The following is a 19,994-nucleotide window of genomic DNA, read 5'->3' as shown; positions in this document are numbered from 1 at the left end:
GACTTACGCCTCCTTTCGAATGTCGTAGTCGGGCAGCCATTCCTTCAGACGCGGGTCGGTGCAGTCGTGAATGATCTCCGTGCCGTCCTCGGTCGCGCAGGGAATGGGGTTGCCGTAAGGCGAGTTCTCGGGCGTTGCCTTGTAGATCTTGCAGCGCACGCCGCGCATGTGGGTAGAGGCGATGAACTTGTCGGCACCCAGGGGATCCCACAGGCACTCGGCGTTTACCAGATCGAAGCCGTGGGTAGGAGCGGGAAGCTCGGGGAACCACCAGCCGTGCTCGGCATTGGCCCAACCCGGCGCGATACCCTCGTAGATATCGACGCACTCGCGGATTCTGCTGCAGTACTGCTTGCCCAGATCGGAATGGGGCTCCACCTCGATCCACGCCCAATCACCCTGCTTGAGGCCGAGCTTCTCGGCATCGGCCGGGTTCAGCTCCAGGCGAGGCACGGGCCACAGCTCGCGGCACCAGGGAAGCTGGCGATGCTCGGAATGGAAGTACACGGGAATGCGGCGGCCCGTCGTCAGGATGATCGGGTACTCCTCGGCCGAGGCCTCGGAATCCCATTCGCCACCGGGAGCCGTGCGCGCCGGCTCGTAGTTCGGCATGATCTCTTTCATCACATCGAACTTGCCCGGCTCGAACTCGTTGGCCTTATCCAGGCAGTAGGTCTCGAACAGCATAGGCCAAATCTCCACCAGGCCCGACGGCGTGGGGCAGCCGAAGTTGGCGACGGGCTGTCCGTTCTCGTCCATCGACCAAGGAGCCGCCGTGCAGGCGTCCTTGCCCATGCGCATCCAGCCGGTCTCGAAGCGGCGGTAGGTACCCCAGCGCTCGGGCTCGAGCACCTTGGCGTTGAACCAACCGTGATCCTGGAAGTCGTCCACGAAGTCCTGCATGTGCTGCCACTTGCAGCCCGGGTAGTGGGTGCTGAAGCCATCGACCTCGTTGTGGGCACGGAACCAGTCCTCCATGCGGTCGTCGGAGTCGTAGGCGCCAGGCGCGTCTCCCGCGATGTTGGTCCAGGTGCCGTTGGGGTTGCCCTGCTTCTCGAAGGCCTCGAACAGCAGGCGGTTCACGTCGTAGTCGAACTTGGCGTCCGCCGGCGGCTCCACGGCGCGGCAGGTCATGCCGATGCCGCCCGTTGCGCCCTGGGACACGCGGATGTTGTTAATCTCGAGCCAGTGGGCCACCGGCAGGATGATATCGGCCATCTCCGTGGAGGGATGGTGGAACATGTTCATATCGACCCAGAAATCGAGCGACTTCAGCGCCTCCCACGCCATGAGGGCGTTGCCCTCGTTCATGAAGGAGCCAGCTTCGTTGATGCCCACGCGAATGGGGTACGGGTCGCCCGTGAGGATGGCCTCGTACATGCTGACCACATCGCACCACTCGTTGTAGTAAGCCAAAAGCGGGTACTTGTCGGCACCCACCATGTTGGCATGCACCTCGTACTGATCGGGCAGTTCGGTAATGTCGTACTGCGGCACCGTGCCCTCGTACATGGGCGGCAGAGCGCCCAGGCCCGACAGCACGTGCTTCACCGCCTGGGGCATATTGGTGCCCGGCGCGCCTGTGGCCTGCTCGTCCACCGGCGTGCGAGTCAGTCCGCGGTTGCCCGCGGGGCCGTCGAAGTTGCCCGTGGTATAGGAAAGGTTTAGCACCGCGCGAACCGTCTGAGTGCAGCTGCCCTCTTGGTCGGGAGACAGGTTCAGGTGAATGCCGCCGTTACCGTAGCTCTGACCTTCGGGACGCGTGGCCCAAATGAGGCAGGCCTCTTCCACCATCGCAGGATCGAGCTTGGTGATTTCAGCGCACCACTCCGGCGTGCAGTCCTTCACCGAGTCGGCAAGGTAGGCCCACACCGGGCGCACCGTATGCACAGTGCCGTCAGCAAGCGTAACCTCGTGGCTGCCCGTCATGTCGAAATCGATGCCGGCTTCTACCAGCTCGTTATAGGAGATGGGCGGCAGATAGCCCTCCTGGGACGTACCCTCGTAGACCACTTCCATCTGATCGCGGGTGGGCGCCACATGGTTGCAGCCCTCCCACTGGGTGGTATCGGTGTCCCAGAACACCAGGCCGCCCTCGCCATTGTTGGCGTTCTTGTTCCACGCCATGAAGCGACGGCAGGAACCGCCTTCCTTCAGATCGCTCTCCTTCAACAGGCGCGTCTGCAACTTCTCGCCCGTCAGGTCGGGCGCTACCTGGACATTGGTGAAAATCGTATGGTAGCGGCCGCCGGTGGGCTCCATGTCGTCCACGACGAGAATGGGGGCGTTGGTCCAACGCTTTACGAATTCCCAGTCGACCAAATCGTTCTTGATGACGAGATGCTGCCAGCACAGGGCCAGCGCACAGTCGGTGCCCGGCTCCAAGTTCAGCCAGTAATCGGCCTCTTTGCCCGAGCCGGACAGGCGCGGGTCGACGCAAATGTGCACGTCAGCCTCGGTCATCTTATCCACGATGTTGCGGCAGCTGTCGTCGTAGTTCGAGTTCTCGGGCGCCGTTCCCCACTGCACGTAGACGCGCGGCCCGTCGCGCAGGGCAAACCACGGGGCGCCGTCGATGGAGGTGATGGAGCCCATCAAGCGGCGCGGGCCCTTGCAAATCGACGAGGCCACGCGGCTGTTGGGACTATCGAACAGCCACTTGAAGAAGGCGTAGGGACCGTACACCCACTGACGCGAAGTGCCGCACATGCCGAAGCAGGCCTGACCGCCGTACTGGTCGATAACCTCATTGAACTTCTCGGCTATGGTAGTCATAGCCTCATCCCACGAGATGCGCACCCAGCCGGGATCCTCGCCCTTGGGGTTCGTGCGCTTCATGGGATGGTAGATGCGCGCCGGGTGATAGCACGCCTGCAGGGATGCCTGACCCTTGGAGCAGTGGTTGCCCAGGGACTGGGAAGACGACTGATCGCCCTCGGTTTTGATGACGCGACCGTTCTGCACCGTCACCCAAACGCCGCACTCCATCTTGCCGCAGCCGCGGCAGCAGGAGCGAATGCGCTTGATCTCGGAAGCCTCGGCCTCGCTCGTCTCGTTGGCGGCAAGCGCGGTGCCGGCGCCGAAAGTGCCGATGGCGGCAGTGGCGGCGGCACAGGTAGCCGACAGCTTCGCGAACGTGCGACGCGTCATGGACAATTTACCCATGCGTCTCTCCTCCTCTACTTCTCTCTGTCGGGTATGGGGATGCAGCCCCGCCGTGCGGCCATCAGCACTCACCCCGAGCTGTGCGGCCCACCGCGACCTTCAAAAGGCGCTTCCCCTCGTAAGCCGAGCTATGAAACCCAGCATTTACAACCTATCAACAAGAAGGGGGAAAGGCATCATGCGTTTAGCCAGAATTGGCCTCAAATCCCATCATGCGTTTCATATGACTTTTAAGAATTACCTGTTCATAGCCTTGTTTTAGAAAGAACGACTTCCACCAGTCAGCCACGGTGAGTGATAGAATCAAAAGGGTTAGACCAAGGCAACAGGGGGAGTTGATGAGGGGCATTCTCGCTCGTATTTCAGAGTATCAAGGAGGAGACTCAGTTTCCCTGTCCATGTTCCTCAATATGCGCGTTTGGGGCTTCGCCTTCCAGCGCGCCTGGGTCTATGTGATGTTCGTCGGCATGGGCGCCAACTCGGTGGGGCTTTCTCCCAGCCCGTTGCCGCCTGCCGTCTACCAATGGTCGTCTCTGGCCCTCTGCACCACCCTGCTTCTCGCCGCGGTGGCCTACCGGCGCATGGAGCAGGCCCTTTACGACCGGCGCGTGCGCTGGTTCGCCACCATCCTCACATCGGCCTGCACGCTCGGCGCATTTGTCTTAACCGCCATTGACGCCCCCGTATGGCTTTTGGCCCTGGTGGGCGGCGTGGGCACAGGCGCGGGCAGCGGCCTGCTCGATTTAGGCTATGGCGAGATATACCGAAACCGCCCCCCTTCCGAAGTGGGCATCGAAATTCCCACGGCGGCGCTGTTCGCCGGCATTCTCTACGCTGTCATCTCGAACATTCCCTCTGTGGCGGCCGTGGCCATCGTGTCGCTTCTGCCCCTGGCCTCGGGCCTTATCATGACCCTCCAGCAGCACACCTGGGCCACAGCGCACGTGGTGAAGGCGAGCACGTCGCTTGAAGGCGCCGTGGGATTCTTGCTGCGCATCGGCCTGTGTACCTGCGTCATCAGCCTGGCCGACGGCATTATGCGCCAAACGTTCATGACCGTGGCATCGGTAAGCCCCCACCAGTTCTACCACCCGGGCATGCTCGTCAGCTCCATCGTCATGGCCGTCTTACTCATCGGCTTTCTGCTTCTGCGCCGCGAGGGCACCTTCCGCGACCTGTACAAGCTCATCACCTTCATCATCGCCGCCTCTATCGTGCTTACCCCGGTGTTCGTGGAGTCGGCCGCCTGGGACAGCCTGCTCGTGCTTGTCGGTTACAACACCTTCAACGTGTTCGTCTGGATTCTGCTGGCCAACATCGCCTACTCCCTGCGCCTGCCCGCCACCTTCGTGTTCGGCTTCGGCTGGGGGCTGCTCACGGTGGGCAACACCATGGGGCATATCATCGGATCGGCCATGATCTCGGCGGTAGAGCTTTCGTCGCTGACCCTGAGCCTCATCACGGCGCTCACCACGCTTGCCATCTTCGCCATGCTCGTCTTCGTGCTGAAGGACGACGATTTGGTCGACCTGAAGAAGATGCAGTTCACCGTAGAGGCCAGTGAGGAGAGCGAGAGCGAGGCCACCCCTGCCGGCGAGTCGACGGGGGACGGCGATGCCGACGGCATTCGGCCGGGGTCGTTCCGCGACCGCTGCATGACCCTCGCCAGCGAGGCAGGGCTCACGCCGCGCGAGACCGAGATTCTGCTCTTGTTCGCCCGTGGCCGCTCGAGCACCTACATTCAGGAGGAGCTATTCATTTCCCGCGGCACCGTCACCACGCACTTGCAGCACATCTACCGCAAGACCGGCGTCCACTCCAAGCAGGAGCTGCTCGATTTGGTGGAATCGAAGCGAGACGGGGCCGCCTAAAAGCGCGCCGTCAGGTACTGCTCGCCCGACTCCGTGCCTGGCGCGGCGTTGCCCGCATCGGCGAGAAACCGGCTCGGACGCATAAGGGCCACCGTCTCTCCCCTATCGCGTCGCGTTCGCACGATGGTTGCGCCGCATGAGCGCGCCTGCGCTTCAGGCATCAGCGAGAAGGTGGAGATCACAAGCTTGTCCCTCACGGCAGCAAAGGCCCGAGCCACACGCCGGCGCTCGGTCCTGAAGGGCGCCTCGGCATCTTCGGTCGCCGCCTTTTCGGTGGATGCGGGCTGAAGCCCCTCCACGGCGGAAAGCACGAGGGCCACGCGGCAGGGCCGCTGCGCCAAAGCCGCCAAGGGCCCTACGTTCACAGCGCCCGTCACCGAGTCGGGCGCCTGCCGGCCAGCGCGGTCGAGCACCCGAGCGAGAAGGTCGGCAGGGGCCTCGTCGCCTTCGATCGCGCCGCATAGGCGAGAGAAGATCTCGTCGCCTTCGGGGTTGCAGGCTGCCAGCAGGGAAAGCCCGCGCAGAGCCCGCGTGCGCCCCTGGAAAGCCGCCGCCTCTTCGGGGCCCCACCGCAGCAATCGCGCGGCCCGCCTATCGCCCTCAGCCGCCAGGGCCAGACGGGCATAGGCCTCGCGAGTTCGCGTTTGCTCGGGCATCCGCGCATCGGCAGCCAAGGGGTTTCCGAAAAGACCCAGGGAGCTTTCCAAGCGATGGCGCCGCAGGTCGTCGACCACCCGCTGGGCCTGGGGCCCGCTCCAGGCGGCCACGTAGACGTCATGGGGCGCCAAGCTCGCATCTTCGGCGAGCAGGGCCCGCACCAACGGCGCGACGGCGTCCTGCTCGGCCGCGCTCGTGCGCCATTTGAGCACCGTCACCGACGAATCGGCGGCATCTATCTCCCCTCGGGCCACGGCCCCGTCGTAAGCGGCGGCGTCTCCCGTCGCTACGGCCTGGGCGAAGGCGGCGATACGCGGATTGGGAGCTTCTCGGAAAGCAGCAGCGTGAGTCATGGCCGGTTCTCCTAGCGCTCGTAGATATCGGGACAGTCGAGAATGTCTCTGAACATGAACAGGGATTTCTTAGGGCTCGTCAGGTCGTATTTGGGCGGCTTCATCTCGTTGCGTTCCACGGTTCCGGAAAGCAGGTCGCCAGCGAACACCTCGTCGTACAGCGTGAGCGCGCCGGTGGGGCAGATGTCCTCGCAGCACCGACACAGCACGCAGTCGCCGGGGTAATGGTCGATGCCGATAGTGCCGTCGTCATCGTCGAACTTCGTGATGGCCGCCGTCGGGCAGAATGTGGCGCACATGCGGCAGGAGTTGCAGGTTTCCGCATCGATGACCACATGGCCCCACAGGCGCGTCATCAAGAGACGGTCTTCCGGCTCACCGAGGGCCGACAGGTTGTCCAGGATGCGCTCGCGCCGATCGGGCACGAAATGGGGCAGGGTTCCGTCGTCCATGACTTTCACGAGCGGCGGCTCCGCCTCCTCGGGGGCGCCCACTGCCTCGCGCACGGCCGCCTCCGCAGCCACTCCGGCCACCAGGCGCGCGCCTTCCTGAGCGCGGAAGAAGAAGTTGCGCCGCGACTCGTCGTAGCCTTTGGGGCCGGCAGCGCGCACCGAGGAAGGCAGCTTCTCGGCCAACTCAACGGTCGTCGGGCACTGCCACGCGCTCATAAGCTCAGCCATAGTTGAGCAGACGGCGCCAGCCGCGCGGAAGCCGGCAACATGCTCGCAGGCCTCGCACTCGCGGCCTACGAGCACCACGCGGCGCGCCCCGGCAGCTGCCAGAGCCGTGAGCAGCGACTCCTCCACACGCCCCAGGCATTCCACCGCCACGACCTTCTCCGCATCCAACGCATCGGCGGCTGCCTCGACCAGCCGACGGCACGCGATAACCGCCTCGCCGCCGTTGGCCCGGGCTGCCGCCAGAACCGCTGTCGCGAGCTGGACGTCGTTGGGTCGGTGGGCTTCAAGGGCGCAAGTGGGGCACACGGTGGCACAGGTGCCGCAACCGATGCACTGCTCCCCCGCTACGAAAAGCTCGTTGTCTCGCACGGAAATGGCACCGGACGTGCAGGCATCGGCGCACTTCGAGCAGGTGGCCCGACGGTTGCGCACCACCACACAGCGCTGCGGATGCACCGAGATATCGGCGCTCTGAATTTTCTCGAACAACTCAAACGCGTTCGCTAAAGGAGCCATGTCGCCTCTCTTCCAGACACAGCCCCAACCCCACCTGCGAGTATAGCGAAAACGCACCCCTAAGGCAACGCGGACGCCTTCTGCTCAAGCCAACAAGCAGCCGAGGAGCTCCCGGTCCCCTGCGCCTACCCCGACCGGGATTCGCTGCTGTACCCGAAACGGCTCTAAAGCACCACCCAAGTACCGGCCTTGGCCGAGCCGTGCCGGCGCAGGCGGCCTTCAACTTTGAGCGACTCGATATCCCGGTTGATAGTAGACTTTCCTACCCCAAGGGCCTTGGCAGCTTGAGCCACGGTGGCCGCAGGATGCTGCGCGAAAAAGTCCAGCAGCTCATCCTGGCGCTGCGCCACGCCACCGAAGACGATCTGGCTCTGGGGCTTTTTCGCAGTGGCACGCTCGGCACCGGGCCCCGTCTCTTCGACTGGCCGAGTCGGCGAGCCAAGCGAATCCTCTCCGCCCTCGGCCTCAGCGCTCCGGTGAGCGTAAATCGTCACAAGGAAGTACAGTCGACCCTCGTCGGTTTCGAAAACCGGATCGGGAGAACCGTTGCGGCGCAGGGCGTTCAGCATCTTCCGCATGCCGGTGTTGCGCCCCTCGGTGAGGTGCAGCTCTTTGAGAAAATCGCCCACCCGCCGGTTGCGATAGCGGCGGCTCACGGCACGAAACTGCTTCAGGCCTTCGATGCTAATGGAGCGATCAGCTCCCGGGAAACTCAGGAACTCAATGCGATCGGGCAGTATACGCACTTCGATAGGTTCACGCACATCGTAGCCCTTGTGGTACACGGCGTTCGCCAGCGCCTCCTCCAAGGCGGCATAGGGGTAGTTGAAATATCGATCGGCCTCGGCCGCATCGGGACGCTTGATCACATGCTCCTCGATCACACGATTCTGTAAATAGAGCATCGCCTCCCGCATTTGCTGGTGAATGGGCCCCCTGAAAATATGCTCCTCGAGCCGATCGCCGCCCTCGCCGTCGGGCAAGTCGACAATGTCGATGCGCGCGTAGGGAAAGAACTTCTCGGGATTCATCGAGAAGAAAAGCAAGCCCACGTTTTTTGGCTTCGTGAACTCCGCAGGCCCTTCCACTATACCCATGGCGCGACACAGCTCGGTGAAGTCGAGGGTGTCGGCCTCCGCATAGAGCGAGCTTCCTACCTCGCGAAGGTACTCCTTTATAAGCGTTAGGTTCAAGTCGCTTACTTCGGCTCCATGATTGATGCGATCATCGAAAGGTACCTGATTGGCCAGGCTGTACAAGTCGCGCTTGTCGTCCTCCGTTGGCGCGATAGTGCTCGCCATTTTGCGGATCCAATAGATGCGCTCGCTTGGCCTCCCCATGGTCTTGGGGGACGAGTAGGGCCGCGTGCTTCCGCCCGGCGCCCATAAGACGATGAGCTTCGTGCCCTGATAATCAACGACGTCCACGAGAGGCATATAGCTCGGTTGGATGAGCTTGCACTTATTGAGCATGTCCTTCAGGTAACCGTCGATCTTCTCGGGCGGAACGCCCACAGCCGCGCGACCGCCCTCCCCGTTGTCGGTCACGCCTATCACTAGATAGCCGCCGCCCCAATTGTCGATGTCGTTGGCGAAAGCGCAGATGGTTTTCAGGGAAGTCTGGGGGTCCCAAGAAGCCTTGAACTCGATGCGCGCATTCTCAACAATGCCGCCATCAAGAAGCGCGTCAATGCTCGTCGGCAATCCCATAGCTGCCCCCTTACACTGCTATCAATCCCATCAATCCCATTTACTGTCCCAAATTGGGATTGATGGGATTGTAAATGGGATTGATGGGATTGTAAATGGGATTGTAAATGGGATTGATGGGATCGATCGTTAGAGAACATCGGGGAACGTGAGGGCGATGGCAAAGCGGCCGTTTTGCACCTCGGCGGCGCAGGTGGCTCCCAGGGCCTCGGCCAAGGAGGCCACCACGGCCAAGCCGAGGCCCGCGCCCGCCCCCGTGCGCGTGGAGTCGGCGCGATAGAAACGCTCGAAGAGGCGCGCCGGATCGATGGCGGCTCCATCGACCACAGCATTGGCGAACATTATCGTGCGACCGCACTGGGTGATGACGGGCGCCTCCGTCCCGTGGCGCAACGCGTTGCCGACGAGGTTCTCGCAGATGCGTGCCAGGGCATCAGGGTCTGCCTCCACGGTGAACGCCTCGTTCTCGAAGCGCACCTCGGGCTCCCAGCCACGGGCTTCGAACGCAGGGTACTGGCCCATCAGCACGTCGGCCAATACTGGCAGCACAGCTACCGGCCGCAGATCCAACTCCCGCTCGGCATCCACCGCCTGCACATAGGCAAACAGCGAGTTCAGCAAACCTTCCATGTCCCCTAGACGCGCCTCAGCTGCTTGCAGGTAGTGAGCACGACGGGCGGCATCGGGCTCATCGGCGGCCAGGGACACATAGCCCTTCGCCCCCATAAGCGGCGTGCGAATGTCATGGGACAGGCTTGCCAAATCGCTTTGGAACTGGCGCTGCTCGGCAGCTGCTTGCCGCTGCCGAGCAGCAGCGGCATCGAGAGCGTCGTTCACCGCCCGGGCCATGGCCGTAAAGCCCGGCCCGGGCATCTCCGTCGTCAGTCGCTCGTTAGAGGCCGCATCGTGATAGCGCAGCCACCGCGCCATGCGGCACAGCTCGCGTCCATAAAGCCAGAGCACGACGAATGCGCACACCGCCAGGCCACCTAGGCAGGTTGCCAACGCCATGAAGCCTTCCTTTCTCGAGTGGCAAGGGCCAGGCCCCGCCCTCTGACAAGCAATTGAATCGTACCTGGCGGATCGACTTTTACACATCCCGCTTGCGAAGCCATGCGAAAGCGATCACGGCACTTGCGGCGATCCAGAACACCGACACCACCACTACGCGCACCGCAGGAAGGATGCTCGATCCAGGGCCGACCAACGCGCCCTCCATAAGATCGGGCATGCCCAGACCCAGCGCGCCCTGGCAGCTGGCCAAGAGCCACGGCTCCACCGCGCCGGCCCAAGGGACAATGCCTCCCGCCAGAATGAGAAGCACCTGGCCAAGCATGGCTCCCAGCATGCCCGTACCCACCACAATGGCAAACGCGATGCCCGCGCCGCCGCTGCGCGTCATCCACACGACAACGGCCGTCAGGCAGCCATAGGCCCAGGCGATCAGCCACCCCAGGCCCAGATAGCCCGCCACCTCGCCCACGCTGTTGGACGCCGCATAGGTGAAGCCGGCCACCGCGAAGAACGCCGCGCAGGCGGCGGCCGCCAGCAGCACGAAGTACAGCGCCGCCATGCCTGTCAACAGCAGCTTCTCGCCGTAATAGCACAGCCGGCCGCGACGATCCATCACCAGATTGCGGGCAAAGCCCGTCGCAAAATCACTGGCGAACAGCAGCGCCACCAGCAAGCAGGTGAGCAGCGATGCGAAGCCACCGGAAAGCATGGCATCGCCCAGCATGTCCGTCGGAGAGGCAAACGTGCGCATATCGCGAGAGGCGTCCTCGAAATCCGCCACGGTCAGATCCGCCGCCGACTTGCCCGTCGCTTCCAAGGTCTGGGCAACCGCGACGCCGGTATCATCGTCATTGAAGCCTGTCTCCACCTCACCAGCATTCACCGAGGCAGGCCCTTCCGCGCTCCCCTCCCCGGCAGCACCGACAACGTTCTCTACGGGATACGCCGCCGAGCCTTCGCCCCCAGAAGAATCGCCCAAGCCCTCGTCCTCAACATAGTCGATAGCCATCTCGAAACTCTGGGAAGAGGCGTACAGAAACTCAGGGCTCGACACCATGGCAACGGCGAAGACCGTCAACGCCGCGATGCCCAGCACGCAGGCCGTCATGACCCAGAGCATTTTACCGTGCACCAGACGGTACAGGTCGCTTTTCAGGAGGTTAAACATGGCGGCCTCCTTCCATCAGCGCCACGAAGTAGTCCTCGATATCGCGCGTTTCCTGGGAGAACTCCAGAACCACGGCACCGTTGTCGCGCAAGGTGCGCGCGATACTTTCCGCATCGTAAACGCCACCGACCACGAGCGAGCCATCGGGGTATGCCGTAAAGCGCGCCGCAGGAAAGGCCTCCTCCAGCAGGGCCAGGTCGCGGGCGGCATCGGCTGTGCGCACGCGCAAGCTGGTGGCGCACTCGGCTGCCACCTCTTCGGCCGTCATCTGACGCACCATGCGCCCGTCGGCGATGACACCGTAGCGCGTGGCGAAGCGATCGAGCTGATCGAGCACGTGCGAGCTCACCACCACGGTCACGCCCAAGGTCTCGTTCAGTCGTACGATCAGGTTGCGCAGGGCGCGGGTGCCTTCCGGATCGAGCCCGTTGAACGGCTCGTCGAGCAGCAGGACGTCCGGATTGCCCAGCAGCGCCGAGGCCAGCCCCAGCCGCTGCTTCATGCCCAGGGAGAAGCCCTTCGCCTTTTTGCGGCCCGTGCCGTCCAGCCCCACCAAACGCAGTACTTCTGCGCAACGCTCCTTGGCATCGACCAGGCCAAATGCCAGGGCCTTCGCCATCACGTTCTCATAAGCCGTGAGCCCCGGCAAAAGCCCCGGCTGCTCGATGAGCACGCCAATGCGCCGCGCACCACCCTCGGAAGCGCCGCCGAACAGCACCACCTCGCCAGCCGTGGGCGTCACCTCGCCGCAGATCATCTTCATGACCGTGGACTTGCCCGCGCCGTTCTTCCCCACAAAGCCGTAGATGTCGCCCGGCGACACCGTCATAGCGAAATCGCTTACCACCCGTCGCCCGCCGTAGGCCTTCGCCAGGCCGCGAGCCTCAATGACCGCCATCTCGTCTCCTTTCGCTTGCCTAGGTATACCGCATTTCCTACGGTCCTCAGTGTGCGCGGCGAAAATAAAGAAACTCGTACGCAAGCCTTAAGAAAGTTTGAAGATAGCTGACAGGGGCGGCGTGGCTCGTTATGCTTTCCCCATGGCCGAGCCCCTGAACATACTGATCATCGAGGACGATCCTTCCATCAATGAAATCGTTGCCGCTCATCTGGAGCGCGCGGGCCACCGCTGCGTCCAAGCCTACTCGGGAAGCGAGGGACTGTTGCAGTTCGGCGCCGAGCCCTTCGATCTGGTCATCACCGACCTCATGCTGCCCGGAGCCTGCGGCGAAGACGTGGTGCAGAAGGTGCGCGAGCAAGCCCCCGACCTGCCCCTCATCGTCATCTCGGCGCGCATAACACCGGCCGACAAGGTGGCGCTGCTGAAGTTAGGCGCCGACGACTACCTGACCAAGCCCTTCGACCTGGAGGAGTTGTCCGCCCGCATCGAGGTGCAGCTCAGGCACCGAATGGCGCAGAAGACAACCGCGAGCGAGAGCCCGGAAGCGGATGCTGCACAGGGCGCAGGAGCCGTCCAGCTCCTGCGCTATAAAGAATGGACGCTCGACCCCGAGTCCTACGAATTCTCCGCCGCGGGCACGCCGCTTGCGCTTACCCGCACCGAGTTCGGCATCCTCGCGTTGCTGATGGGTCGTCCCACTAAGGTGTTCACCAAGCAAGAGCTGTTTGAGCTGGTATGGGGCGAGCCCTACGCCGTTGACGACTCCACCATCAACGTGCACGTTTCGAACTTGCGCCGCAAGCTCAAGCCCACCGGCACCGACGACTACCTGCAAACCGTCTGGGGCCTGGGCTACAAGCTGGCGTAGCGCCTCTTCTTCCTCCGACAATAAGGCGGCCAACTGTCTCGCCCTCGACAAGCCCTCTTAATGACCTTCTACCTCATGTTTGTTATTGACTATCGAACGTTGCTGTCAACGAGAAGGGCAAAACCCCTGGAAAGCTGTGGGGGTCTGGCATCTTCCCCGTTTTTTACCTGGTCTTTCGTCAAGGGCTGTGGGAGAATGAATCGACTTACCCAAAGCTCCCCGGTGGGAGGTAGACACCGTGTTTGACTTTTTCCGCAAGAAGAACCAGAACAGCGACAGCCATGACGAAGGCGCCCGTGGCGATGCCTCGGGCAACACTACGGCAGCCGACGAGGGCACCAAAACCACCCGCGACGTCCTGCAGGAATTCACCAGCGCCCCCTTGCCCGACGCCGTGGACGGCCTGCTGTTCCGCATGTCCATGGCCGATCCGGCCGACCCGGCTTCCTCGTCGGGTTTCGAGCAGTACGCCGCCCGCTTGCTGTCCGACGCCGACGCGCCGCGACTGCGAGCCATTGCCGTGGAGCACCCCATCGAGCTGCGTCGCCTGAACACCACGGGGCTCTTCTGGTCGGTCTTCGACGACTCCACCATCAGCGCCGCCGATCGCGGCACTATCCTGCGCATCGAGTCCATCCTGGACCGCTTGGCCATGGTATCCAAGGCGCTCGAGGACGGCGAGGGCGTGGCCTGGGTCAACCAATTTTCCGAGGGCCAATGCAGCGAGCTGGACTGGACCGCCTTGCGCTCTATTGCCGCGGAGGCCCCGGAGTACCTGAGCGCCGCCGAGCGCGACAACAAGCTGGACACTCAGTACGGCACCACGGGCACCCGTGGCGGCAACTGGGATTTGTCCACGCGCTTTGCCACGGCCTGCGAGGCCATGGTGCTCCCCTTCCGCCTGGAATACCGCTTCGTGTGCGACAGCGCCTCGGGCACCATCGTCGCCGACGTATCCGTGCCCACAGCCGACGTGTTCCCGAAGTCGCGCTTCGACGCCGCCACGGGCCAGTGGGTCGACTGCTCCGCCCAGCGCGGCGCCGCGGCCGCATCCTACGCCCTGCGCCTGGCGGCGCTCATCGCCAGCGCTGCCTTTGGCAGCAGCGTGGGCGTCACCCACGTCGTCGTCAACGGCAAAGAGGGCAGCATCGCCGGGCTCACCTGCCTTTCCCTGGAATTCGCCCGCATCCCCTTCACCATGGGCACCATCGCGAAAATTCGCGGCGGCGAGTTCAGTGCCCCGGAAACCGAATATGATCCGCAGGCCCTGCTGGCTATGCTCTTCCTGCAGAACAGCGTCTTGGAGTTCGGAGAGGACGGCGCGCTGCAGCCCGTCGAGGCGCTGCCCGTCGAGCTGAAAGTCAACCGCACCCCCGTGGCCGAAGACTCCCGTCCCCTGCCGGAAGACCTGCGCAACCTGCTCCATGCCGACATCGTGTCCGACCTCGACGTTATGAGCGAGCAGGACGCGGCCCTGGGCGCGCGCTACCGCGCCATCATGGACGAGAAGGACGATTCCCTGCTGCTGGCCGTGGCCCAGCTGGAGGACATCGTTGCCGAGACGGACAAGCCCCTCGATCCGCCCGAGAACGCCGAAGGCGACCCCCTGAAGCTGCTATACTGCGAGAACGTGTTCGCCCGCTATCTGGTCAGCATTGTGGAGTCCGATCCGTCCGTGCGCTATCGCCGCGCCTCCGACATCGGTCAGGCGGCCCGCTCGTCCCTCTCGCGCATCTATCGCGACATGGGCGACCTGAATGCCGCCGAGGCCCAGGCGCGCGTGTGCATCGACCTGGCCCCCACCAGCACTCCGGCCTACAACGACCTCATTACCTGCTATGCCGAGGGCGATCATTACGACCGCATCATCGACGTGGCCAAAGAGGCCCTGCGCGTCGCCGTCACGGGCAACGACATCGCCTACGTGTACTACCGCCTGGCTTTCGCCTACTGGCAGACGGGTCGCTTGCTGGAGGCCCTTGCCTGCTATTTGCGCGTCCCCGAGTCGAGCCCCATGGGCGAGGCAGGCCTGCGCGAGCGCAACGACCTCATTGCGGAAATGGGCAACAACGTGCCCGGCAGCGACTGGGACTCCACGGCCACCCTGCGCACCGCCGGCGTGCCCCTGGCACCCCTCGACGACGTCATGGAAGTGGTCGGCCGCGCCCTCATCGGCCTCTGCGATGCCGACATGCCTCTGGCTGCGGCGCCCCTGGCCAGCCTGGTGGCCTCCACCCAGCGCAACGACATCCTCCACGCCGTGGCCGCCAGCCTCCGCCAGGGTGTATAAGCGAAAGGCCCTCACGGGCCTTTTCAAATTATTTAATAAGAACTCAGGGATGCGCCCAAGGAAGTCAGCGAGGTTTCGACAGGTGCCTGGAATCGTGCTGAACCGCGGCTGAGCGTACTTCGTTACGCGAAGGAAAGCGGTGAAGTGCGAGGCCAGGTGCAGTCGCAACCGCAGCGTCAGGCGTAGTTAGAAGGGGAACCCTTCTAACTACGCATAAAAGAGGATCTCGTTGTAGGTGGGCACCGGCCAGGCCTCACGCTCGACGATGATCTCCATGGCGTCCACAGCGGTGCGCAGGGCGTCCATGACCGGCACAATCTCGTGGGCGTTCATGTTGGCGCGTTCCTGCTGGTCCTCGATCTCCAGGGAAGCCCGATGCAGGCTGTGCAGCTTCTCCAACTGCACGTTGATCTCGGCCGCACCCGACACCAGCTTGCGCAGCTTGTCCTCCATAAATGAGGTATCGCCGTCGGGCAGCACGCTGCGAATGGCCGTAATGCCGTTGGCCAGCTTCGCCGCATAGCGGTTGATAGCCGGCAGGTAGTCGCGACGCACCAGGCGCTTCATGGCGCGAATCTCGATATTCATGATCTTGTTGTACTTCTCGAGCTTCACCTCGTAGCGGCTGCGCACCTCGGTTTCCGTGAGCACGCCGAATTCGCCGAACAGGTCGATGGACTTCTGATCCACGAAGCACGGCAGCGCATCGGCGGTGGTACGGTGGTTGGCCAGGCCGCGACGGGCCGCCTCGGCCTCCCACTCCTCGGAGTAGCCGTCGCCGTTGAAGATGATGCGCTGGTGGTCGCGCAGGGTGTGCTTGATGTAATCGATGGCCGCCGCTTCGAACTCGTCGCCCGTCTTGCCCTCCATCTGGTCAGCGAACTCCTTGAGCGACTTGGCCATGGCGGTGTTGAGCACCATGTTCACGTCGGACAGGTTCTGGGCCGAGCCGGGCATGCGGAACTCGAACTTGTTGCCCGTGAAGGCGAAGGGGCTGGTGCGGTTACGGTCGGTGTTGTCCTTGATGAAGTTGGGCAGCACGTCGACGCCCAGGTCCATGGACACGCGCTCAGCCGAGCGATAGTCGTGGTCGTCAATGAGCGCTTCCACAATGTTGCCCAGCTCATCGCCAAGGAACATGGACACGATGGCCGGCGGTGCCTCGTGGGCGCCCAGACGGTGATCGTTGCCCGCCGACGCCGTGGTCATGCGCAGCAACTCCTGGTACTCGTCCACCGCTTGGATAACGCAGGTGAGAAACACCAGGAAGCGCAAGTTCTCCATAGGGTTCTCGCCGGGGTCGAGCAGGTTCTTCCCGCCAGCGGAAATGGACCAGTTGTTGTGCTTGCCCGAGCCGTTGATGGACTCGAAGGGCTTCTCGTGCTGCAGGCACACCAGGCCGTAATGACTGGCCAGCAGCTTCATCTTCTCCATGGTGAGCAGGTTCTCGTCCACGCCGCGGTTGGTCTCGGCGAAGATGGGCGCCAGCTCGTGCTGGGCGGGAGCCACCTCGTTGTGCTTCGTGCGCGCCGAAATGCCCAGGGCCCACAGCTCGTCGTCGAGCTCCTTCATGAACTCGTTCACGCTGGGACGGATGGCGCCGAAGTAATGTTCCTCCAGCTCCTGACCCTTCACCGGCGGATAGCCGAACAGCGTGCGGCCGGTGAGCATGATGTCGAGGCGCTTCTCGTAGTCCTTCTCGGAAATGAGGAAGTACTCCTGCTCGGCACCGAGGGTGGTGGTCACGCGCTCGGTGGCGTCGTCGCCGAACAGCGCCAGCACGCGACGCCCCTGGGTCTCGATGGCCTTCATGGAGCGCAGCAGCGGCGTTTTCTTGTCCAGGGCCTCGCCGGTGTAGGAGCAGAAGGCCGTGGGGATGCACAGCACTTCGTCCTTGATGAAGGCGTAGCTGGTGGGATCCCAGGCGGTGTAGCCGCGGGCCTCGAAGGTGGCGCGCAGACCGCCCGAGGGGAAGCTGGAGGCATCGGGCTCGCCCTGGATGAGCTCCTTGCCCGAGAAGGTCATGATGGTCAGGCCGTCGTCGGTGGGATCGATGAAGCTGTCGTGCTTCTCGGAGGTGATGCCCGTCAGCGGCTGGAACCAATGAGTGTAGTGGGTGGCGCCCTTCTCGATGGCCCACTCCTTCATGGCGTGCGCCACCACGTTGGCCACGTCCTCGTTGAGGGGCTCGCCCTGCTTGATGGTCTTCATCAGCTGCTTGTATGTGGTCTTCGGCAGGCGCTCGCGCATAACGTGCTCGTTGAACACCATGGATCCGTAGATATCGGTGACTTTAGACATCTGTGTCCGCTCCTCACTCATGGGATGATGGGGCTAAAGATACCACGCCCCTTCTCCATCGAGCGCGGCGCGGGTCCGTTTATCAAATTAATGGCGCATTGTTTCGAGGAGTTTGCGACGGCGAAGAACCTGCGCAAAAGAAAACGGCCGGCTCCCCAGGAAGCCGGCCGTCGTACTTGCCGTGATAAGCGGAGCGCTCGTTGATGCGTCCGCCGATGCACTAGTCGATGTGCTTGCCGTAGCGCTCCTCGGTAATCTCATCCAAGGTGCGGCCCTGGGTGTTGGGGCACCACACGACGCCCACCACCAAGGACACCAGCAAGAAGCCGCACATGATAATGCCAGCCGTCACGAAGCCCGCGGACGTCTCCACGCCCAGACCAGCCACAGCCACCAGCGACCAGATGCCCAGCACGCCGCGCACCAGGAAGAACATGATGCCCTGCACACCACCGCGATAAAGCGTCGGGAACAGCTCGGTGGACCACAGCGCATAGAAGCACTGGGCCGAGAAGCCGGCGGAAATGCCCCACAGGGCCACGAACACCCACAGGAGCCAGCCCCAGGCATCGGCGGTGCCGGCCTGCAGCTGCATGCCGAAGAACACCATGACCACCCAGGCCGCCAGAGCCATCAACGCCGTAGCGGCAAACAGAATGCGATGCGGAATCTTGTCGCCGAACTTCGAGAAGATGGCCAGCGAGCCTACCGCCGTGAGCACCCACATAACCGCCTGCAAAAGCGAAATGGTGGTGTCGTCCAAATGGCCAGCCGCCGCGTACATGTAGGGCATGAACTGGCCCATGGTGCCAGCCACAATGTTCCAGGTCAGGTACACGGCCACCAGGAACACAATGGACTTGATGTTCACGGAGTTCGTCAGGGCGCGGCCCATCATGGCAATGAAGGTGTCCTGCTTGCCACCGGCCTGCTGCTTCTCCGTCCAGTCCTTCGATTCCTCAAGCTTGCGCTGCAGGTTCCATGCGATAAGCGCCACCACGAACAGGATGAGGAACAAAAGGCGCATGCCGAACAGGCCATCGAAGGGGCCATAGGTGCCTGCGGGCAGCAGCGCTCCGTCGGGACCAAAGGTCGGGAAGATGAACGAGAACAACAGTGCGATGAGGAAGATGACCGCCGGGCCGCAAGACCAGGCGAACTGGCTGATGCCGATGTTGGAAGCACGGCTGGTGGACGAGGACATCTCGGAGATGTAGCTCCACGACGACGGCACGCCGGCGCCCACGGAAAGGCCCGAGATGACAATGCCCAGGCACAGCACAATAAGGTTCGGCGCCACCATAATAAGGAAGACGCCCAGGGCATACACCAGCAAGTTGTAGGTGTAAATGAACTTGCGCCCGAAACGGTCGGCCAAGAAGCCGCCGATAAGCGCGCCCACGGCAGCACCGAAGGCGTTCGCGCCCACGGCACCCAGGATGGACACCCATACGTTGTCGAAGTTGAAGGCGATGGCCCAGGCAGCCAGCGCCACAGACGAGGCCACAATGCAGCCCGAGTCCAGGAAGTTGGTCAGAGAAACGGCAATGGTGCCTTTCTTCTCTTGGGACAGTGCCATGACGTCTCCTAATCCAGGTAGCTTTCGTTAATGGAAATGTTGAAGTCCTTCGCAATCTGGCGCAGGCCCTCGTCAGTGATGGTGTTCATGAACGCATCGGAGCCGCCGTTCATCATGCGGGCCTTACCGTAGATGTCGGCCGCCTTCTCGATGGTGTGCAGCAACCCGAAGGTGGAATCGAACGTGGCGCCCGACACGAACAGCCCGTGCTGGGCCCACACCACCGCGTCGTGATCCTTCATCAACTCGCTGGTGGCCTTCGCAATGTCGGCGCCGCCGGGCACCATCCACGGCACGACGCCCACACCCTGGGGAAACACCACCACGCACTCCGTCATGGCTTTCCACAGCACGCGGGTGAACGTGCGCGAATCGAGGGGCAGCACGAAAGTCATGGCGATCACGTTCGTGGGATGCGCGTGATAGATGACGCGGCACTCCCCGTCCGTGGCCGCCACGCGCACGGCGTGGTTCATGACGTGGGTCGGGAACTCCGACGTGGGTCGGCCGCCGTCGATAAGACCCCACACAATACGGTAGGCGTCCCCGGTCTCATTCAGCTGGACAATGCCGATGTTCTTCTTCGGATTGCCAGCCACGTTGCGCATGTAGTTGCCGGTGCCCGTGGTAAGGAAGTACGCGCCACCCAAGCTGGGCACCTCAACGCCCATGGGCGTCCACTCGCGCGGTTCCTTGTCGAAGAACTTGCGGGCGGTTTCCACGTCCTCGTCAGTCAAACGGTACGTGAGGTTGCCGCCGTTGCGCTCGTGCCAGCCCTGGTCCCAGCCGTCGTTGCACAGCCGCACGAAGCCGCGGACGAATCCCAGCTGCTCCATGGCCACGCCGGACACCGCGCCGCGGGCCGTATCGAAGCCCTGCGTAAGCGCTTCCTGGGCTTGATCTAAGAATGTCATGTGAACTC

At 63.2% G+C, this 19,994-nt stretch carries 13 protein-coding genes; 3 read left to right on the top strand and 10 right to left on the bottom strand.

Annotated features, from left to right (window positions below; all coding sequences use genetic code 11):
- Positions 1-3: 3 nt before the first annotated feature.
- Complete coding sequence (locus QZ307_RS03925) at positions 4-3,165, bottom strand: molybdopterin-dependent oxidoreductase (protein ID WP_295996166.1); 3,162 nt, start codon at positions 3,163-3,165, stop codon at positions 4-6.
- A gap of 398 nt (positions 3,166-3,563) precedes the next feature.
- On the opposite strand from QZ307_RS03925, the gene QZ307_RS03920 reads away from it, so the two are divergent.
- On the top strand, positions 3,564-5,036 hold the full coding sequence (locus tag QZ307_RS03920; RefSeq protein ID WP_295996163.1) for a helix-turn-helix transcriptional regulator: 1,473 nt from the start codon (positions 3,564-3,566) through the stop codon (positions 5,034-5,036).
- Here the strand turns inward: QZ307_RS03920 and QZ307_RS03915 are convergent.
- The 6 genes from QZ307_RS03915 to QZ307_RS03890 form a co-directional block, all read right to left on the bottom strand.
- Positions 5,033-6,046, bottom strand: coding sequence for a hypothetical protein (locus QZ307_RS03915; RefSeq protein ID WP_295996160.1), 1,014 nt, complete (start codon positions 6,044-6,046; stop codon positions 5,033-5,035). The two genes, QZ307_RS03920 and QZ307_RS03915, sit on opposite strands and share 4 nt — an antisense overlap.
- A gap of 11 nt (positions 6,047-6,057) precedes the next feature.
- Positions 6,058-7,242: a 4Fe-4S binding protein gene (locus tag QZ307_RS03910; RefSeq protein WP_295996157.1), complete on the bottom strand. Its 1,185-nt coding sequence runs from the start codon at positions 7,240-7,242 to the stop codon at positions 6,058-6,060.
- A gap of 164 nt (positions 7,243-7,406) precedes the next feature.
- The gene (locus QZ307_RS03905; RefSeq protein WP_295996154.1) at positions 7,407-8,951 is read right to left on the bottom strand and encodes an RNA-binding domain-containing protein; all 1,545 of its coding nucleotides are present in this window, start codon (positions 8,949-8,951) and stop codon (positions 7,407-7,409) included.
- A gap of 129 nt (positions 8,952-9,080) precedes the next feature.
- On the bottom strand, positions 9,081-9,962 hold the full coding sequence (locus tag QZ307_RS03900; RefSeq protein WP_295996150.1) for a HAMP domain-containing sensor histidine kinase: 882 nt from the start codon (positions 9,960-9,962) through the stop codon (positions 9,081-9,083).
- A 79-nt stretch (positions 9,963-10,041) separates the two neighbouring features.
- Positions 10,042-11,133, bottom strand: a complete 1,092-nt coding sequence (locus QZ307_RS03895) for a hypothetical protein (RefSeq protein WP_295996147.1) — start codon at positions 11,131-11,133, stop codon at positions 10,042-10,044.
- Positions 11,126-12,031 (bottom strand): ATP-binding cassette domain-containing protein, encoded by a 906-nt coding sequence (locus QZ307_RS03890; RefSeq protein WP_295996145.1) that lies wholly within the window; start codon positions 12,029-12,031, stop codon positions 11,126-11,128. Before QZ307_RS03890 ends, QZ307_RS03895 begins: the two co-directional genes overlap by 8 nt.
- Before the next feature lie 121 nt (positions 12,032-12,152).
- Here QZ307_RS03890 and QZ307_RS03885 point away from each other — a divergent pair, with 121 nt between their 5' ends.
- Together QZ307_RS03885 and QZ307_RS03880 are read left to right on the top strand one after the other, a co-directional pair.
- Complete coding sequence (locus QZ307_RS03885; protein ID WP_366143037.1) at positions 12,153-12,902, top strand: response regulator transcription factor; 750 nt, start codon at positions 12,153-12,155, stop codon at positions 12,900-12,902.
- 238 nt (positions 12,903-13,140) lie between these two features.
- Positions 13,141-15,192, top strand: coding sequence for a tetratricopeptide repeat protein (locus QZ307_RS03880; protein WP_295996141.1), 2,052 nt, complete (start codon positions 13,141-13,143; stop codon positions 15,190-15,192).
- A 207-nt stretch (positions 15,193-15,399) separates the two neighbouring features.
- Here QZ307_RS03880 and QZ307_RS03875 read toward each other — a convergent pair whose 3' ends face one another.
- From QZ307_RS03875 to rhaD, 3 genes are all read right to left on the bottom strand, one after another.
- Entirely contained in the window at positions 15,400-17,493 is a 2,094-nt protein-coding gene (locus tag QZ307_RS03875) for a glutamine synthetase III (RefSeq protein WP_295996138.1), read from the bottom strand.
- A gap of 220 nt (positions 17,494-17,713) precedes the next feature.
- Positions 17,714-19,072 carry an MFS transporter gene (locus QZ307_RS03870; RefSeq protein ID WP_295996135.1) on the bottom strand — a complete coding sequence of 453 codons (1,359 nt, stop codon included), beginning with the start codon at positions 19,070-19,072 and terminating at the stop codon, positions 17,714-17,716.
- A gap of 8 nt (positions 19,073-19,080) precedes the next feature.
- Positions 19,081-19,986 carry a rhamnulose-1-phosphate aldolase gene (gene rhaD / locus QZ307_RS03865; protein ID WP_295996134.1) on the bottom strand — a complete coding sequence of 302 codons (906 nt, stop codon included), beginning with the start codon at positions 19,984-19,986 and terminating at the stop codon, positions 19,081-19,083.
- Between the last annotated feature and the right edge of the window lie 8 nt (positions 19,987-19,994).

The organism is uncultured Adlercreutzia sp. (genome assembly GCA_910585575.1).
Lineage (GTDB): Bacteria > Actinomycetota > Coriobacteriia > Coriobacteriales > Eggerthellaceae > Adlercreutzia.
Note: the sequence above shows the minus strand (reverse complement) of the source record. Positions and strands in the feature narration are given on the sequence as shown.

Excerpts from the sequence above, each read along its gene's own strand:
- QZ307_RS03925 (WP_295996166.1), bottom strand. The coding sequence starts at position 3,165 with ATGGGTAAATTGTCCATGACGCGTCGCACGTTCGCGAAGCTGTCGGCT.
- QZ307_RS03920 (WP_295996163.1), top strand. The coding sequence starts at position 3,564 with ATGTTCCTCAATATGCGCGTTTGGGGCTTCGCCTTCCAGCGCGCCTGG.
- QZ307_RS03915 (WP_295996160.1), bottom strand. The coding sequence starts at position 6,046 with ATGACTCACGCTGCTGCTTTCCGAGAAGCTCCCAATCCGCGTATCGCC.
- QZ307_RS03910 (WP_295996157.1), bottom strand. The coding sequence starts at position 7,242 with ATGGCTCCTTTAGCGAACGCGTTTGAGTTGTTCGAGAAAATTCAGAGC.
- QZ307_RS03905 (WP_295996154.1), bottom strand. The coding sequence starts at position 8,951 with ATGGGATTGCCGACGAGCATTGACGCGCTTCTTGATGGCGGCATTGTT.
- QZ307_RS03900 (WP_295996150.1), bottom strand. The coding sequence starts at position 9,962 with ATGGCGTTGGCAACCTGCCTAGGTGGCCTGGCGGTGTGCGCATTCGTC.
- QZ307_RS03895 (WP_295996147.1), bottom strand. The coding sequence starts at position 11,133 with ATGTTTAACCTCCTGAAAAGCGACCTGTACCGTCTGGTGCACGGTAAA.
- QZ307_RS03890 (WP_295996145.1), bottom strand. The coding sequence starts at position 12,031 with ATGGCGGTCATTGAGGCTCGCGGCCTGGCGAAGGCCTACGGCGGGCGA.
- QZ307_RS03875 (WP_295996138.1), bottom strand. The coding sequence starts at position 17,493 with ATGTCTAAAGTCACCGATATCTACGGATCCATGGTGTTCAACGAGCAC.
- QZ307_RS03870 (WP_295996135.1), bottom strand. The coding sequence starts at position 19,072 with ATGGCACTGTCCCAAGAGAAGAAAGGCACCATTGCCGTTTCTCTGACC.
- rhaD (WP_295996134.1), bottom strand. The coding sequence starts at position 19,986 with ATGACATTCTTAGATCAAGCCCAGGAAGCGCTTACGCAGGGCTTCGAT.